This window comes from Mongoliimonas terrestris (assembly GCF_001927285.1).
GTDB lineage: Bacteria > Pseudomonadota > Alphaproteobacteria > Rhizobiales > Pleomorphomonadaceae > Chthonobacter > Chthonobacter terrestris.
Genome location: NZ_MSIG01000004.1, coordinates 353,644 through 370,087, shown reverse-complemented (window position 1 = coordinate 370,087; position 16,444 = coordinate 353,644). Strand labels below are relative to the sequence as shown.

Genomic DNA, 16,444 nt, shown 5'->3' with positions numbered 1-16,444 from the left:
GGGGAGGAACACGCGTGCGGCTGAAATGGAAAATCTCACACAAGATCGCCGTCATGCTGGCGAGCGTCACGCTCTTGGCGGGACTGTCCGCCCTGGCCATCTTCCAGTTTCATCACCGGCCAAGCCTGGAGCAGGCGCTGGACCGGACGAACCTGGAGATCGCGGAGGCGATCGGCGACACCATCGACCGCAACCTTTTCGAGCGCTATGGCGACGCCCAGGCCTTCGGGCTGAACGACGCGACGCGCGATCCGGCCAACCATCGAAATCCCTCGCCGGGCAACACGCTCGTGCAGGCGATGAACGGCTACATGAAGCTTTACGGTCTCTACCGGCTGACCCTCTTCGTGGACACGTCCGGGGCCGTGCTGGCGGTCAACACCGTGGACAACCTGGGCAGACCGATCGAAACCGCGGCCTTCTACGACCGCGCGTTCACCGACGCCACCTGGTTTCGGGACGCCATGAACGGGCGCTATCTGGAAGGCCCGAACGGCTTCACCGGCACGGCGGTCCAGCAGCCAGGCTTCGACCGGGACATCGGGGCGCTTTATGGCGACGACGGGATGGTCATCGTCTACTCCGCCCGGGTGGTTGACGATGCCGGCCGGATCCTCGGCGTCTGGGCCAATTTCGCGGATTTCGGGCTGGTCGACCAGATCGCCCAGGGCTTCAGCGCCAAGTTCGCCGCCAACTACGCGGTCACCCACCTGGAGATCGCCGACGCGGAGGGACGCCTGCTCCTCGACATGGAGACGGTCGGCGGCCAGCCGATCACGCGCTATGATCGGGATCCCGCGGTGATCCTGAATCAGACGCTGGCCGACGAGGGCGGCTTCCGGCTGGCGGACCTGCCGGAAGCTGGATCGATGGTGAACATCGATCCGGAGAGCGGCACCCCGATCAAGATCGCCCATGTGCGCACCAACGGCGCCTACGACTATCCGGGCCTCGGCTGGACCGTGCTGGTGCGCATTCCGCTGAGCGAAGCCTATCCGGTGTTCGACGCCATGGAGCGGGAGGTGTCCTACGCGGTGGTGTTCGTGGTGATCGGCGTCGCGGCCGGCGGCCTCCTAGTCGGCCATCTGGCGGCGAAGCCCTTGGCACGAACCGCCGATGCCCTGACGGCCCTCGCGGGCGGGACGGCCACGGATCTGCCCTACGGGCACCGCGGCGACGAGATCGGCGACATGGCCCGCGCCTACGGCCACCTGAAGGCGGAGGTGATGGCGGCGTTCGAACTGCGCCAGATCGTCGACGAGATGCCGCTCGCGGTGTTGACCGTCGGCGCCGCCGACAACCGCATCGCCTACGCCAACCACGCCTTCGATGCGGCGGTGGCGCCCTACCGGGCGAGCCTGCCGGCGACCATCGTGGGCGCGGAGGTCGGCGCCCTCCACCCGCGCCTTGCGGCGGAGCGCGACCGGTTCGGCGCCCGAGGAACGGGCGGGGCGTTTTCGCTGACGCTCGGCACGGGTCGGTTCGCCGTCAAGGTGACGCCGATCCGCGACCGGGCCGGGCATGTGGTGTCGTCCCTGGCGGCCTGGATCGACGAGACGCGGCAGATCGCCCTCGCCGAGACCTTCGAGGCCAAGGTGAAGGGCATCGTGGACGGCGTGACGGCGACCTCGGAGGACGTGTCGCGGAAGGCCGAGACCCTCAATCGCGCAGCCGCGTCGAGCAGCAAGCAGTCGAGCGCGGTGAGCGCGTCGGCCGGTACCGCGACCGAAGGGGTGGAGACGGTGGCGGCCGCGGCCGAGGAGCTGGTGTCCTCCATCTCGGAGATCGGACGGCAGGTGGCGAGCGCCCAGGAGGTCTCCTCCGCGGCGGTGACGCAGGCCTCCGATTCCGACCGCATCATCCGGGGACTGGCGGACTCCGCCCGCAAGATCGGCAGCGTGGTGTCGCTGATCTCCGACATCGCCGCGCAGACGAATCTCCTCGCCCTCAACGCCACCATCGAGGCGGCTCGGGCGGGAGACGCCGGCCGCGGCTTCGCCGTGGTGGCGACGGAGGTGAAGAGCCTTGCCGAACAGACGGCCCGGGCGACCGACGAGATCGTCGTGCAGGTGCAGGAGATCCAGGCCTCGACCGGCGCGGCGGTGGACTCGGTCGGCAGCATCTCGCAGGTGATAGCCAATGTGTCGGAGATCGCATCCGGCATCGCGGCCGCCGTGGAGGAGCAAGGCGCCGCCACGCGGGAGATCACCGACAGCATGACACGCTCGCTCGGATCCATAAGGGCGGTCTCGGCTAGCATGGCGGAGGTGGACCGCTCGGTGTCGGAGACCGAGACGATCTCCTTCGATCTCGGCAACACCGCCGGCCGCCTCAGCCAGCAGGCCGGCGAACTGAACGGAGCGGTGCGGTCGTTCCTCGACGGCCTTCGGACGGGCTAGGCAGAGACAAATTGACGGCGGACGGGCGGTGTCGCCCGCCCGCCGTTGGGGTCGGCACCGCCGATCAGTCCTGGGGCGCGATCCGATAGACGGCGGCGTTGCGCTCGTCCGTGATCACGTAGAGGGCCCCGTCCGGGCCCTCGGCCACGTCGCGGATGCGCTTGTCGAGGTCGCCGAGGAGACGCTCCTCGCCGACGATCCGGTCGCCGTCAACATCGAGCCGAACCAGGGACTTGGCCCGCAGACCGCCGACGAAGAGGTCGCCCTGCCACTCCGGGAAGGCGTCGCCGCCGTAGAACACCATGCCGGAGGGCGCGATGACCGGCGTCCACTGGTAGATCGGGTCGGTGAAGCCTTCGCCTTGCGCCGCGCCGGTGCCGACCGGGCTGCCGCTGTAGTTCACGCCGAAGGAGACCTCCGGCCAGCCGTAGTTGTTGCGCGCCTTGGCGATGTTCACCTCGTCGCCGCCGCGCGGACCGTGCTCGATCACCCAGAGGTCGCCCGACGCCGGGTTGAGGGCGGCCGCCTGGATGTTGCGATGGCCGGTCGACCAGATCTCCGGCCGCGCCTCGCTGCCGTCCGCATAGGGGTTGTCGGCCGGGACCGATCCGTCCGGATCGAGGCGGACCACCTTGCCGAGGTGGGACATGGGATCCTGCGCCTGGCCGCGGAACTGCTCGTCGGAGCGCTCGCCGAGGCCGACGAAGAGGTGGCCGTTGTTGTCGAACACCAGGCGCGAGCCGAAGTGCTTGGTGCTGGCGACCTTCGGCTGCTGGGTGAAGATCACCTCAACGTCTCTGAGGCCGGTGCCGTCCTCCGAGAGGGCGCCGCGACCGACGGCGGTGGAGTTGGTCCGGTTTTCACCGGGTTCGGAGTAGGTGAAGTAGACGAGCCGGTTCTCCTCGAAGTCCGGGTGAATGGCGACGTCGAGAAGGCCGCCCTGCCCCCGCGCGTCCACGTCGGGCAGCCCGGCGATCGGCTCGGAGACGGTGCCGTCGGTGGAGACGAGCCGGAGCGTGCCGGCCTTCTCGGTCACCAGCATGCGCCCGTCGGGCAGGAAGGCGAGGCCCCAGGGCGTGCTCAGGCCCTCGGCCACCGGCGTGACCGACAGGGCGGCGTCGCCGGTCGAGGCGGACTGCGCGGCGACCGGTCCGGTCAGAAGGGCGGCGAGACTGCAGGCGATGGCGAAACGGGTCATGGGCGGTCAGTGCTCCTCGATCGTTGAAGGCCGGTACGTCTGCGAACAGGGTCGCGGGCGGCCATGGCGCTCCCCCCACGTCCTTTGCCCAAGATGGCGACGCACGCCCGCCGATCCAGGGCGTGGGCGGCCGTCCGGGTCGGGAGAGGACGGCACAGCTGGCGGGGTGTAGGCCGAAAACGGCCTGAAAATGCCGGACGACGGCCGGGTCCGGCGTGTTGGCGCGGCGTCATCAAAAAGCCCATCACTTCGCCGTGACTCGTCCCCCTCGCGCGGCTCCGCTTCCGACCGAGCCACGGCCAGGGAACGGACCGCGGAGCCGGCGGGTTGCCGGGTCGGACCGTTCATCCAAGGACAAGCGAACCTCATGCTGCCTCTCTCCCCCTGGACGACGACACGCAGGCCGCTGATTCCGGTCGCGCGCGCATGCCTCATCGCCTTCACGCTCGTGGTATGCGGACCGGTGGCCGCAGAGGACGCCGGCGGCGCGTCCGCACAGGACGGCACGGCGGAAGCGGCGCCGCGCCCGACGAGCGGCATCCTCAGCCTGCTGCCGCAGGCGACCACCCGCGAGGCGTCCATCGCGGTCGACGGCGGCACCCTCGCCTACACGGTGACGGCCGGCACCCAGGCGCTTCGTGACGGGACCGGCAAGGTGACGGCCGAGATCTTCCACGTCGCCTACAGGCTGAAGGACGGCGCCGCCGACCGGCCGGTGACCTTCGTGTTCAACGGCGGCCCGGGCGCGGCCTCCGCCTACCTGCACCTCGGCGCGCTCGGGCCACGGGTGCTCGACACCGCCGCGAGCGGCGACTTCCTACCGCCGCCGCAGCGACTGATCGACAATCCGGACACCTGGCTCGATCTCACCGATCTGGTCTTCGTGGACCCGCCGGGCACCGGCTACAGCCGGGGTACCGACCAGGAGCAGGAGAACCGCTTCTGGTCGGTGGAGCGCGACGCGGAGGCGATGAGCGCCTTCATCCGCCTCCACCTGCAGGCGAACGACCGGATGCGCGCGCCGGTCTATCTGGCCGGCGAGAGCTACGGCGGCTTCCGGGCGGCGCTCCTGGCGAAGACGCTGCAGGAGAGCGCCGGCATCGCGCCGAGCGGCGTGGTGCTGATCTCGCCGGCGCTGGAATTCTCGCTCCTTTACGGCGAGGACTACGAACCGCTGACCTGGGCGCTGACGCTGCCGTCGCTCGCCGCGGTGAACTTCGAGAAGCAAGGGGTGCGCGGCAGCGCGGCGCTTGCCGAGCGCCTCGCCGAGGTGGAGCGCTACGCCCTCAACGACTATCTGGTCGCGCTCGCCGCCGGCCCGGTGGAGGCGGCCGAGCGGGCGAGCGAGACGGTGGCGCGCTACACCGGCCTGCCGGTGGAGGAGGTGCGCCGGCGGTTCGCCCGGGTGCCGGTGTCGGTCTTTATCAAGACCTTCGACCCGGGCCGGCTCCTCAGCCGCTATGACGGCTCGATCGCCGGGCCCGACGTGGCGCCGCAGCAGAACGGGCCGCTCGGTCCCGATCCGATCCTCGACCGGAGCGTGCCGGCACTGACCGCCGCCATGGTGGCCTATGTGCGCGACGAACTGGGGTTTCGAACGGACATCACCTACCGCCTTCTCAACGGCGAGATCGCCGGGCGGTGGGATTATGGCGGCGGCGGGTCTCGCCAGGGCTTTGCCGGCGTGCTCGACGACCTGCAGGAGGCCCGCGCGCTGAACCCGGCCATGAAGGTGCTGATCACCCACGGCTATACGGACCTCGTCACCACCTACATGGCGTCCGAATATCTGGTGCAACAGTTGCCGCCGCTGATCGGCGCGGCGCCGATCCGCACCGAGGTCTATGAGGGCGGGCACATGATGTATCTGAGGCCCGACGTGCGGGCGGCCATGAAGGCGGACGTGCGCGCGGTCTATGCAGGCGCCGACGGGGTGGGCGAGCCTTGATGGCGACAGGCCGCGCGTTGCCGGTTGTCCCGGTGCGGCGTCATTCGCCGATCAGATGGAGAACCACCTCCCGGCGGTGCGGACGGCTGCGGTGCTCGAACAGATAGAGCCCCTGCCAGGTGCCGAGCACCGGCCGGCCGTCGGCGACCGGGATGGAGACCTGGACGGCGGTGAGCGCCGCGCGGATATGCGCCGGCATGTCGTCCGGACCCTCGTCGGCGTGGATGTAGCGGCCCGGGTCCTCGGGGGCGATGGCGGCGAAGAAGGTGTCAAGGTCGGTGCGCACGTCCGGATCGGCGTTCTCCTGGATGAGAAGCGACGCGGAGGTGTGGCGGCAGTAGGCCGTCAGGAGACCGGTGGCGATGCCCTGACCCGCGACGAACGCCAGGAGTGGGCGGGTGATCTCCACGAGGCCCTTGCCGCGGGTGTCGACGTGGAGCGTGTGGATCGCCTGCCGCATAACGGGTCTCCGCGCGCGATTGAGACCCCGCGGTCCTGTCGCCGGGTGCCGGCTCGCTGATCGGACGCTTTGTGAGGGATGGTAGCAGAGGGCGGATTCGAACCGCCGACCTACGGGTTATGAGTCCGTCGCTCTAACCACCTGAGCTACTCTGCTGTCGCCGGGACGAGGACACCGTGGCCGTTCGTCCGAAGCGCTGTCGGTATAAGGTCCTGCCGGCGGGCCTGTCAAGCGACAGACGGAGCGCCTCTTCGATCGCCCGGGGATCTGGCGGTGACGTCCTGAACGGCGCCGCCGGAGGCCGTGTTGCAGGCCGCGCCGGGTGGCACGATGCGGCACGGCAGGAGGTAGCGGCCCGGGCGGACCTCCGTCTCGCCGATCATCTCCAGGAGGGCGCGGGCGGCAGCGGCGCCGAGGGCTTCCAGGTCGGGATCCATCAGCGTCACATGGGGCGGCGGGTCACCGTCCCCGAAGGTCGCCACCGCCACATCCGCCGGCACCCGGACCCCGTGCTCGGCCAGGGCAGCGAGAGCGCCCTGGGCGATGGGCGTGGCCCCGCAGAGGACGGCGTCGGGCAGATGTTCGACCGACTGCCAGAGCCGGTCGACCTCCATGCGGCCCCAAAGTTCGGAGACGGCGCCGAAGAGCACCGGCGCATCCCAGCCGGCCGCCGCGCGGAACGCCAGCGCCCGCTGACGGCAGGCAACGGATTCGGACGGTCCAGCGAGGTAGACAGGCCGCTGCCGCCCGGCCGTCCTGAGGTCTTGCAGCGTCCGGCGGAAGGCCTCGCCCTCGTCCGGCGCGAACACGATGCCGTCCGGGGGTCCGGCCGACAGGACGTGGACGACTGGGAGTGCGAGTGCGGACAGATCGATCGGAAAGGGCGCCTCAAGCGCTTCGCCGACGACCAGGAGGCCGTCCACGTGCTTGTCCAGCATCGCCTCCACATGCTTGCGGGCGACGGTCGGATCGTGGCTGGCGGCGCAGTAGAAGACCGACACGCCGTCGGCGAGGGTGGCCTCCGCCACGCCGCGGGCGACCGGCATGCTGATGCTGCCGTCCGGATCACCCGCGAGAAGGCCGATGGTGAAACTGCGCCGGCTGAGCAGGGCCCGAGCCATCACGTTCGGCCGGAACTCCAGCTCGGACGCAATCCGCCGTACGCGTTCGCGCGTCTCGGGGGCCATCCGGCCGGAGCCGTTCAGGGCCTTCGAAACAGTCGCGATCGAGACGCCCGCAGCCGCGGCAACGTCGACGATGCGGACCCGGTTGGAGCTTGGACGTTCAGATGGAGATCGGGACACAATCATAACCAGCACGCGAGTACAATGACTTCACACTGGAAACGAGTATCGCTTGTGTACGTTTTAATGTCAAAGGAATAGGTCGAACTTGATTATAGATGGTAACTTTTAGCGGTTACCGCGCAATTTCCGATGCCCTGATTGCATCAGACCTTCGCAACCTCGAACTCCAGCAGGCGATAGAATCCGCCGAGACCGGCGGCCCTGTTGGAGAGCAGGCGGACGCCCGGAAGGGCCGCGAGGGTCGACGCCCGGATGGTGGTGTTCCAGCCGAGCAGCCGGCCCATGGGCGACAACAGGCCGCCGATCCGGGCGCGAACCCCACTTTCCGGTGCGAAATGGCTGACCGCCAGAATGCGCCCGCCCGGCCGCACGATGCGGCGCATCTCCGACATGACCCGGGCGGGATCCGGCACCACGGTCATGACGTACATGGCCATGGCGCAGTCGAAGGCGTCGTCGGCGAACTCAAGCCGCGCCGCGTCCATCTCCAGGATGGCCTCGACGTTGGTCAGCTTCTCGGCGGCGATCCGTTGGCGCGCCTTGGCCAGCATGTCCGGCGAGAGGTCGATCCCGGTGACGCGGACGGAGGACGGGTAGTCCGGCAGCGAGATGCCGGTGCCGACGCCGACCTCGAGCACGCGCCGGGTGTCGGGCGGGAGGGCCGCCACGGCGGCGCGCCGGGAAGACTCCATGATGCGGCCGAACACCACGTCGTAGATCGGGGCCCAGCGGGCGTAGGCCGCGATGACGTCGGTGGCGCGCATGGCGGTCGCGACGGCGGTTCCACTTTTCTCAGCCGTGTGCGCCCGGTCGTCGGTCATGACGTCTCCCCCGTTCTGTCCGTTATCGACGGCAAGGACTCAACCGGCGGCCAAGGTCTTTGGTTCCGCCAGCGTGCGCGGTGCGGCCATTCTTCCATCCCGCAGTGTCGCGCGAATGAAGCCGCCGCCGAGCACGCGGGAGGCCTCGCCGACGCCGTCGTAGAAGACGCAGGCCTGGCCCGGCGCGACGCCGAGCTCGCCCTCCACCAGATCGACGGAGACCCCGTCGGGCCCGCCGTTCAGGACGGCGGGCTGCGGCGGGCGGCTGGAGCGGACCTTCGCCCAGATCGGCAGGCCGTCGGCCGGCAGGTCCTGAAGCGCGCCGTCGCCGATCCAGTTGACGTCGCGGAGCGACAGCCGGCGGGTCATCAGCGCCTCGCGCGGGCCGACGACAACGCGCCGGGCCGCCGCGTCCAGGCGAACGACGAAGAGCGGCTCGCCGGTGGCGACGCCGAGGCCGCGGCGCTGGCCGACCGTGTAGTGGATGATGCCGTCGTGCCGGCCGAGCACGCGGCCGTCCACGTGCACGATCTCGCCGCCGGACGCGGCCGCCGGCTTCAGCTTCTCGATCACGTCCGCGTACTTGCCCTGCGGCACGAAGCAGATGTCCTGGCTGTCGTGCTTGTCGGCGACCACGAGGCCGAACGCGCGGGCAAGATCGCGCACCTCCGGCTTGGAGAGGCCGCCGAGGGGGAAGCGGATGTAGTCCAGTTGTTCCGGCGTTGTCGCGAACAGGAAGTAGCTCTGGTCGCGGTCGAGATCGACCGGCCGGTAGAGCGCCCGGCGGCCGGACGGTGTCAGGCCGGAGCGCACGTAATGGCCGGTCGCCAGGGCGGCGGCGCCGAGCTGGCGGGCGGTGTCCAGAAGGTCGGAGAACTTCACGGTCTGGTTGCAGGCGACGCACGGGATGGGCGTTTCGCCGGCCATGTAGCTTTCGGCGAAGCGGTCGATCACCTGGTCGCGGAAGCGCGACTCGTAGTCGAGCACGTAGTGCGGGATGCCGAGGCTCGCCGCCACCTGACGGGCGTCGTGGATGTCCTGGCCGGCACAGCAGGCGCCCTTGCGGTGGGTCGCCTCGCCGTGGTCGTAGAGCTGCAGCGTGACGCCGACCACGTCGTAGCCCTCACGCTTCAGGAGCCCGGCCACCACCGACGAATCCACGCCGCCCGACATCGCCACGACGACGCGGGTGTCTTCCGGCCGACCCGGGAGATCGAGTGAATTCAGCATCTGGCGGCTCCCGCTCCCGACCGGGCAAGCCCGGCCGTCTTGAATGGAACGGACCGGTGTCCGTTCCTCACGCTAACCTCCGGTCGGTTGCCGAACGGCATCCCTGCCTTTGCCGGCGGCCCGCCAGGGGCCTCATCGGCAAGCTTTGCCGACGCCTCGGCACCCCCTGCCGGGTGCCGGGACGGGAGTCGCCCCCCGCGTCGACCGTAGCTGGGCGAAACCTAGCCAAAAAACAAGCCTCTGTCACCGCGAAGCTGCCAGATCTGCGGGTGGCCCGCTCCTTGCTCCTCGCTTGGCTGCTTGTACCGAGTTCCCAATGCCATGTCTGAACCCGCGTTCCTGCCGTCTCTCACCGTCCAGCCCGCCATGCAGGTCTTCCCGCTGCCGGCGACCGCCGACGCGCCGGCCGATCAGACGGCCTTCTCCGGCCTGTTGAAGGCGCTCCAGAGCCTGTCCGACGCGCCTTCGGCCGCAGCCGGCACCGCCGCTGCCGCGCCGGACGGAGCGGCCGGCCCGGACGCAACGCTGTTCGCCGCCCTCTCCTTCCTGGCCGCGAACGGCGCGGCGGAGGTGGACGGCCCGGCCGAACCGTTTGGTGCTGAAGAGGTTTCGACGGAAGGCGTGGCGCCCGGCGACGAGGTCGTGGCGCAAGCCCCGGACCCGGCGCTGGCCGGTCCGGTCACGCCGACGGTTTCCGGACCGCCGCTTGCCGTTCCTCCCTTCCCCGCCGCGACGCCGATCGAGACGGCGGGCGCCGAGACGGACGACGCCCTCGCGTCGCCCGTCAGCGGCCAGAGCACCCCCCCGGACGTGGCCTCCCCCCTGTCGCGGGCGGCGGAAGCCTTTGCGGCGGCACTGCTCGGCGCCTTGAAGGAAAAGACCACGGCGCCGGATCCGGAGCCGGAGCCCGTCCGTCAGCTCAACGGTGAGGAGAAGCCGGCGACGGCGTCCGCCGGAAGCCCTGTCGTGACGGCCGAGGGCGCGGGGCTCGAGGGTGTGGCGGGCGACGTCGAGGCGGCGTCGGCCGGTGGTTCCTCCACGCCCGCCGTCCCGCCGCCGGTCGATACCGCGGCGCTCCTTGCCGCGCTGAGCGCCGGCACGGGATCCGAAAAGCCGGTCCCGGCGGCGTCCGCCCTTGCCGGGTCGCCGACCATTGTGACGGGGTCGCCCGCGATACCGGGCTTCGTGCCGCCCGCGCAGCCGGCGGGCAGCACGGTCGTCGCCGAAGCGCCAGGACCGACGGGGCCGGCCCCTACCGCTCCGCCCGCTTACTCCGCGCCCGTCGTGGCGACCGGTGCCGCGGCAAGCCTTGCCGAGACCGTGGCCCGCCTCGCCGCCGAGACGGGCACGGCCATTTCGGTGACAGTCACCGCCTCCCCGGCCCCGGACGCCGCTGTCGCCAACGCGCCGCCCACGACGCCGGCCCCGGCGACAGCCGCCCTGCCCGCCGAAGCGCCGGTCGACGGGGATGCGCCGATCCCGACCCCGCCGGTGGCCGTGGCGGCGGGATCCGTGATCGAGCCGCCCGATCAGCCGACCGCATCGCCGCCCGCGCCCGCGCCGCCTGTTGTCGAAGCCGCACCGGGTCCGGTGAAGGCCGAACCGCTGCCGGGCATCACGCCGCAGGCGACTGCCGCCTCCCCGGTACCGGTCGCGACGCCGCAGCCGGCAACCCCGGCGGCCCCGGTCGTGGACGCGATGGCAGCGGACCTTTCCGACGCATCCGTGCCGACCGAGCCGACCCAGACGGACGCCTCGGCTGACAAGGCAGGCGACGACATCGCCAGCGCCCTGGATGCCGCCTTCGACGGCGGCGAGGGCGAATCCGGATCGGACGGAGACGAGCAGCCGGGCGGTCAGCCGCCGGAACAGCGCGCCAAGACGGACACCGACAGGCTGACCGCCGACAGCCTCGCCGACACCCGCCCTGCGGATCCGTCCGGGACGCAGCAGCGCCAGACGTCGCCGCTTGCCGCCGCCGCGCTTGCCTTTGCGGCCCGGCTGAGGGCCGACGGTGCCACGGAGCGCACGCCGGAAGGCCAGCCGGCGGTGGCCATTCTCGGCGCCGCGCAGACCTACGGCGGGACCGCGCCGAGCGCGCCCGCGATGCCGTTCCTCATGGGCCAGCCGGCCATCACCGTGCCGCTGCAACGGCTCGGCATGGAGATCGCCAAGCAGGCGGGCGCCGGCGAGACCAGCTTCCAGATCCGCCTCGACCCGGCTGAACTCGGCCGGGTGGACGTGCGGCTCGAGATCGGTGAGGGCGGCGAGACCCGCGCCCACCTGACCGTGGAGCGGCGCGACACGCTGGAGCTTCTCGCCCGCGACCAGCGCACGCTGGAACGGGCGCTGCGTGACGCCGGCTTCGACAGCCGCGACGGTTCGGTGTCGTTGTCGCTCCGCCAGAACGGCGGCGGGGAAGGCCAGGCGCGGCAGGGCCGCGACGACCCGACCGGCAACGGCCAGGACCAGAGCGGCCGCGCGCGCGGCATGGACGACACCGACGACCGGACGGTCCGCCCGGCCCTCGACCCCTATCGCCCGCTACGAGATTCGCTTCTCGACGTGCGGATCTGACCCTAACGGACCTGAACCGAAGGACGCGACCCGATGGCGACCGACGTGACCTCCACCACCGGAACCTCCACCACCGGCACCTCTTCGACGAACACCACGACCACGTCGAAGTCCAACGCCGCGACCAGCAGCGTGATGGCCAACTACGAGACCTTCCTCTCGCTGTTGACCACCCAGTTGCGGGTGCAGAACCCGCTGGAGCCGATGGACGCGGAAAAGTTCACCGAGCAGCTGGTGCAGTTTTCCGCGGTGGAGCAGCAGATCCAGACCAACAGGAACCTGGAGTCCATGCTGGCCGCCCTCGTGTCCGGTTCGGCGCTGAACCTCGTCAACTATATCGGCAAGACGATCGAGGCGAACGCCGACGTGACCAAGCTGGAGAACGGCCAGGCGCTCTGGAAGGTGTCGCCGGCCGAGGCGGCGCCGCGCAGCGTGGTGACCATCCGCAACGAGGCGGGCGCGGTCGTCTACTCGGAGACCGTGGACCTGACGGCGGGCGAGAACACCTACACGTGGGACGGCACCACCACCGCCGGGTCGGCCGCGCCGGACGGCAACTACTCCATCACGGTGGACGGACGGTCGAGCACGGACGCCGCGGTGGCGGTCTCCACCAAGGTCACCGGCACGGTGACGGCCATCGACACCTCCACGGAGGAGCCCTTCCTGACGGTGAACGGCGCCAAACTGCCCCTGTCCGAAATTCTCTCGGTCCGGGGCTGACCGGTTGTCCACAGGCTCGGTAAACCCATAGCCACTCGCGAGTATAAGCGCCGTGCGCCCGAGTCCTTCGATGAAAGTCGCGGGAATCCGCCGTTTTCACAGTCGAAGGTTGATAGATCTTAACAGGTGTTAAGGGGTCAGGCTTGTTGCATTCTGCGTTCGATCGGTTCGAAATCGCAGGCAAGTCAAGTTCTTACCTAATTGTTTGCGCGCGATTAGCCGATTTTTAAAAGCCGTCGCGTATTGTCGATCACTGACAGGTCAAGTTCAGTGTGAGAGTACGATGACCGAGCAGATGCGTCCCCGCGTAAAGTATGTGATCGGACCGGATGGGAGTCCCCTGACGATTGCCGATCTGCCCCCGGAGGACACCAAGCGTTGGGTCATCCGGCGAAAGGCCGAGGTTGTCGCAGCGGTACGTGGTGGACTTCTTTCCCTTGAAGAGGCTTGCAAGCGGTACACCCTCACCGTCGAAGAATTCTTGTCCTGGCAGCAATCCATCGACAAGCATGGCCTCGCCGGACTGAGAGCCACCCGCGTGCAGCAGTATCGTCCCTGAAATCGAATCGCCCCGACAGACTGCGACCCACTTTCCAAAAGGCCGGCCCACGAAGCCGGCCTTCTTCTTTTCCGGCCCGTCGCGACCGCGGCGCCACGCCTCAATCGCCAGGGCCGTTCGGCGGAACGGAGAGCCCGATCGGCATAAATTGCCGGTTTGTGTTGCCATTCGCTCACCATGGCACGCGGAAAACCGGGCCGGGTCGCCTGACGAAACAATCCGTTAATCAGTTGTTTACCAACACATGCGGAAATTCCTGCCGAGTGGGGCGTCAGAGCGGTCCGGCAGGATCGGTCGTCAACGGCACATCGTAGCGGCATCCGCACCGATCGTGGTTCCGGCTTGGAACGGACGACGGACGGGACCCTGCGGGCGCCGGCCCCGACGAGACGACGCGGGCGGCAATCAGGTGGCCCCGACACGGGCGGACCGGAGTACCAAGGCAAGTGAACGGGCTAGCGGAACTCGTCAGATCGCTGGGACCCGCCCGCATCGCGGCCATGGGGGCGGTCGCCCTCGGCCTCGTCGGTTTCTTCGCCTACATCATGATGCAGTATTCCGCCGTCACCGAGGCGCCGCTCTACACCGGCCTCAGCCTTGAGGATTCCGCCGCCATCGTCAGCGAGCTGGAATCCGCCGGCATCCCCTACACCCTTCGCCAGGACGGCAGCGCCATCTTCGTGACCGACACAGAGGTGACGCGCCTGCGCATGCGCTTTGCCGAGGAAGGCCTGCCGGCGGGCGGCGGCGTCGGCTACGAGATCTTCGACAAGACCGACGCCCTCGGCACCACCAGCTTCGTGCAGAACGTGAACGCGCTCCGGGCGCTCGAAGGCGAACTCGCCCGCACCATCCGGGCGATCAACCGGGTCGAGCAGGCCCGCGTGCATCTGGTGCTGCCGGAACGCCAGCTGTTCCGCCAGGAGACCCAGAAGCCGACGGCCTCCATCGTCCTGAAGACCCGCGGCGTGCTGGAGCCCACCCAGATCCGGGCGATCCAGCATCTGGTCGCCTCGGCGGTGAACGGGCTCGACCCGTCGCGCATCTCCATCGTGGACGAGGCCGGGCGGCTCCTCGCCGAGGGCACGGGCGACGACGCCTCCGCCACCTTCCTCGCCTCCAGCGCCGACGAGCGCACGTCCGTGTTCCAGCGCCAGGTGGAGGATCGGGTCCGCGACATCGTGGAGAGCGTGGTCGGCGCCGGCCGGGCCCGGGTCAAGGTGGCGGCGGAGCTGGACTTCAACCGGGTGTCGGAGACGCGCGACCTCTTCGATCCGAACGGCCAGGTGGTGCGCTCCACCCAGACGCGCGAGGAGTCCTCCTCGTCGCGGGACGGCGGCAACGACCAGGTGACCGCCGCCAACCAGGTGCCGAACGCCGGCGCCGCCGACGAGGCCGGCGGCCCCAGCACCGAGGACCAGAGCGCCATCAGCGAGGAGACCATCAACTACGAGATCTCCAAGACCACCCGCACCCAGGTGACCGAGATGGGGGGCGTCAAGCGTCTGTCGGTCGCCGTGGTGGTCGACGGCCGCTGGCAGACCGACGACACCGGCACCCAGACCTACGTGCCGCGGGCGGCCGAGGAGCTGCAGCAGATCCAGGCCCTGGTGCGCACCGCCATGGGCTTCGACCAGAACCGCGGCGACCAGGTGGAGGTGGTGAACCTGCAGTTCGCCGACGGGCCGCCGAAGGCCGAGCTCGACGCCGTTGAGGCCGGCCTCTTCGACTTCAGCCGCAACGACCTGATGCGCTTCGCCGAAATGGGCGTGATGCTCGTCCTCACCATCCTGGTGCTGCTCTTCGCCGTGCGGCCGCTGATCAAGCGCATCCTCTCGCCCGAGGTGGTCACCGAGACGCGCGAGATCACCACGACCATCACCGGCCCGGACGGCCAGCCCATCACCATGATCCTCAACGCCAACGGCGAACTGGTCCAGGCCGAGGGCACGCCGGCCAGCGGTACGCCGCTTCTGGAAGGCCCCGCCGCCCAGCCGGGCCGCATCGAGGAGGCCAAGGCCCAGGGCGCCGCCCAGATGGATCAGATCCGCCGCGTCGGCGACCTCGTGGTGGAGAACCCCAACGAGGCCGCCATCATCATCCGCACCTGGCTCTCGGAGGCCGCGTAAGTCATGGCCGCAGTCAACACCCAGCTCACCGCACGGGGCGCCACCCTCACGCTGTCCACCACGGACGGCATCCAGCGCGAACTCACCGGCCCGGAGAAGGCGGCGGTGATGATGCTCGCCCTCGGCGACCGGTTCGGCGCGCCGGTGTGGAAGTCCCTCGACGAGATCGAGATCAAGCACCTGTCGCTCGCCATGTCGAAGCTCGGCCCGATCACGCCGGTGATGCTGGACGACCTCCTGGTGGAGTTCGTCACCAAGGTGTCGTCGTCGGGCGCCCTGATGGGCAACTTCGACACCACCGAGCGCCTGCTCCTCTCCGTACTGCCGGGCGACAAGGTCGCCTCCATCATGGAGGAGATCCGCGGGCCGGCGGGCCGCAACATGTGGGAGAAGCTCTCCAACGTGCAGGAGAACATTCTCGCCAACTACCTGAAGAACGAGTACCCGCAGACCGTCGCGGTGGTGCTTTCCAAGATCAAGTCGGACCATGCCGCCCGCGTGCTCGCCATCCTGCCGGACGAGTTCGCCCTGGAGGTGGTCAACCGCATGCTGAAGATGGAGAGCGTGCAGAAGGACGTGCTCGACAAGGTGGAGCAGACGCTGCGGGTGGAGTTCATGTCCAACCTCACCAACACCCAGCGGCGCGACAGCCACGAGCTGATGGCGGAGATCTTCAACAACTTCGACCGGACCACCGAGGCGCGCTTCATCACCGCGCTGGAGGAGGACAACCGGGACGCCGCCGACCGCATCAAGGCGCTGATGTTCACCTTCGACGACCTCGGCAAGCTGGACAGCGCGGCCATCCAGACGCTGCTGCGCAACGTGGAGAAGGACAAGCTCGGGCTGGCGCTGAAGGGTGCCAAGGAGAGCGTGCGCGACTTCTTCTTCTCCAACATGTCCCAGCGCGCCGCCGCCCTCCTCAAGGAGGACATGGAAGCCCTCGGGCCGGTGCGCCTGCGCGACGTGGACGAGGCGCAGGCCATGATGATCAACATCGCCAAGGACCTCGCCGCCAAGGGCGAGATCATGATCAGCAAGAACAAGGGCGAGGACGACCTCGTCATCTGACCCCTTCGCGTCCCGGCGACCG

Annotated in this window: 12 protein-coding genes, 1 tRNA gene and 1 pseudogene; 7 read left to right on the top strand and 7 right to left on the bottom strand. The window is 69.5% G+C overall.

Annotation, left to right across the window (positions count from 1 at the left end; translation table 11 throughout):
* The first annotated feature begins 53 nt into the window (after window positions 1–53).
* Window positions 54–2,399 carry a methyl-accepting chemotaxis protein gene (locus tag BUQ68_RS24205; RefSeq protein ID WP_139315179.1) on the top strand — a complete coding sequence of 782 codons (2,346 nt, stop codon included), beginning with the start codon at window positions 54–56 and terminating at the stop codon, window positions 2,397–2,399.
* A gap of 64 nt (window positions 2,400–2,463) precedes the next feature.
* On the opposite strand, the gene BUQ68_RS08215 is transcribed toward BUQ68_RS24205, so the two are convergent.
* Window positions 2,464–3,597, bottom strand: a complete 1,134-nt coding sequence (locus BUQ68_RS08215; RefSeq protein WP_075215437.1) for a PQQ-dependent sugar dehydrogenase — start codon at window positions 3,595–3,597, stop codon at window positions 2,464–2,466.
* 367 nt (window positions 3,598–3,964) lie between these two features.
* Here BUQ68_RS08215 and BUQ68_RS08210 point away from each other — a divergent pair, with 367 nt between their 5' ends.
* Window positions 3,965–5,545: a S10 family peptidase gene (locus BUQ68_RS08210; RefSeq protein ID WP_075215436.1), complete on the top strand. Its 1,581-nt coding sequence runs from the start codon at window positions 3,965–3,967 to the stop codon at window positions 5,543–5,545.
* Window positions 5,546–5,585: 40 nt separating this feature from the next.
* Here BUQ68_RS08210 and BUQ68_RS08205 read toward each other — a convergent pair whose 3' ends face one another.
* The 6 genes and pseudogenes from BUQ68_RS08205 to mnmA form a co-directional block, all read right to left on the bottom strand.
* A complete protein-coding gene (locus BUQ68_RS08205) occupies window positions 5,586–6,005 on the bottom strand; it encodes a secondary thiamine-phosphate synthase enzyme YjbQ (RefSeq protein WP_075215435.1) in 420 nt (139 codons plus the stop codon).
* A gap of 79 nt (window positions 6,006–6,084) precedes the next feature.
* Window positions 6,085–6,161: transfer RNA gene (locus BUQ68_RS08200), tRNA-Met, on the bottom strand.
* Between the two features lie 71 nt (window positions 6,162–6,232).
* Window positions 6,233–7,126 (bottom strand): LacI family DNA-binding transcriptional regulator, encoded by an 894-nt coding sequence (locus BUQ68_RS08195; protein WP_245293197.1) that lies wholly within the window; start codon window positions 7,124–7,126, stop codon window positions 6,233–6,235.
* A gap of 15 nt (window positions 7,127–7,141) precedes the next feature.
* Window positions 7,142–7,315 (bottom strand): annotated as a pseudogene (locus BUQ68_RS24530) (LacI family DNA-binding transcriptional regulator); the annotation flags it as partial.
* Window positions 7,316–7,455: 140 nt separating this feature from the next.
* The gene (locus BUQ68_RS08190) at window positions 7,456–8,133 is read right to left on the bottom strand and encodes a class I SAM-dependent methyltransferase (RefSeq protein WP_075215433.1); all 678 of its coding nucleotides are present in this window, start codon (window positions 8,131–8,133) and stop codon (window positions 7,456–7,458) included.
* 39 nt (window positions 8,134–8,172) lie between these two features.
* A complete protein-coding gene (gene mnmA / locus BUQ68_RS08185) occupies window positions 8,173–9,363 on the bottom strand; it encodes a tRNA 2-thiouridine(34) synthase MnmA (RefSeq protein ID WP_095407302.1) in 1,191 nt (396 codons plus the stop codon).
* Window positions 9,364–9,684: 321 nt separating this feature from the next.
* On the opposite strand from mnmA, the gene BUQ68_RS08180 reads away from it, so the two are divergent.
* From BUQ68_RS08180 to fliG, 5 genes are all read left to right on the top strand, one after another.
* Window positions 9,685–11,940 (top strand): flagellar hook-length control protein FliK, encoded by a 2,256-nt coding sequence (locus tag BUQ68_RS08180; protein ID WP_075215432.1) that lies wholly within the window; start codon window positions 9,685–9,687, stop codon window positions 11,938–11,940.
* A 33-nt stretch (window positions 11,941–11,973) separates the two neighbouring features.
* A complete protein-coding gene (locus tag BUQ68_RS08175; RefSeq protein WP_075215431.1) occupies window positions 11,974–12,663 on the top strand; it encodes a flagellar hook assembly protein FlgD in 690 nt (229 codons plus the stop codon).
* A 283-nt stretch (window positions 12,664–12,946) separates the two neighbouring features.
* Window positions 12,947–13,222: a CtrA inhibitor SciP gene (gene sciP, locus BUQ68_RS08170; RefSeq protein ID WP_075215430.1), complete on the top strand. Its 276-nt coding sequence runs from the start codon at window positions 12,947–12,949 to the stop codon at window positions 13,220–13,222.
* A 446-nt stretch (window positions 13,223–13,668) separates the two neighbouring features.
* Window positions 13,669–15,351 (top strand): flagellar basal-body MS-ring/collar protein FliF, encoded by a 1,683-nt coding sequence (gene fliF / locus BUQ68_RS08165; RefSeq protein WP_075215429.1) that lies wholly within the window; start codon window positions 13,669–13,671, stop codon window positions 15,349–15,351.
* Between the two features lie 3 nt (window positions 15,352–15,354).
* A complete protein-coding gene (gene fliG / locus BUQ68_RS08160; protein WP_075215428.1) occupies window positions 15,355–16,422 on the top strand; it encodes a flagellar motor switch protein FliG in 1,068 nt (355 codons plus the stop codon).
* Window positions 16,423–16,444 lie beyond the last annotated feature (22 nt).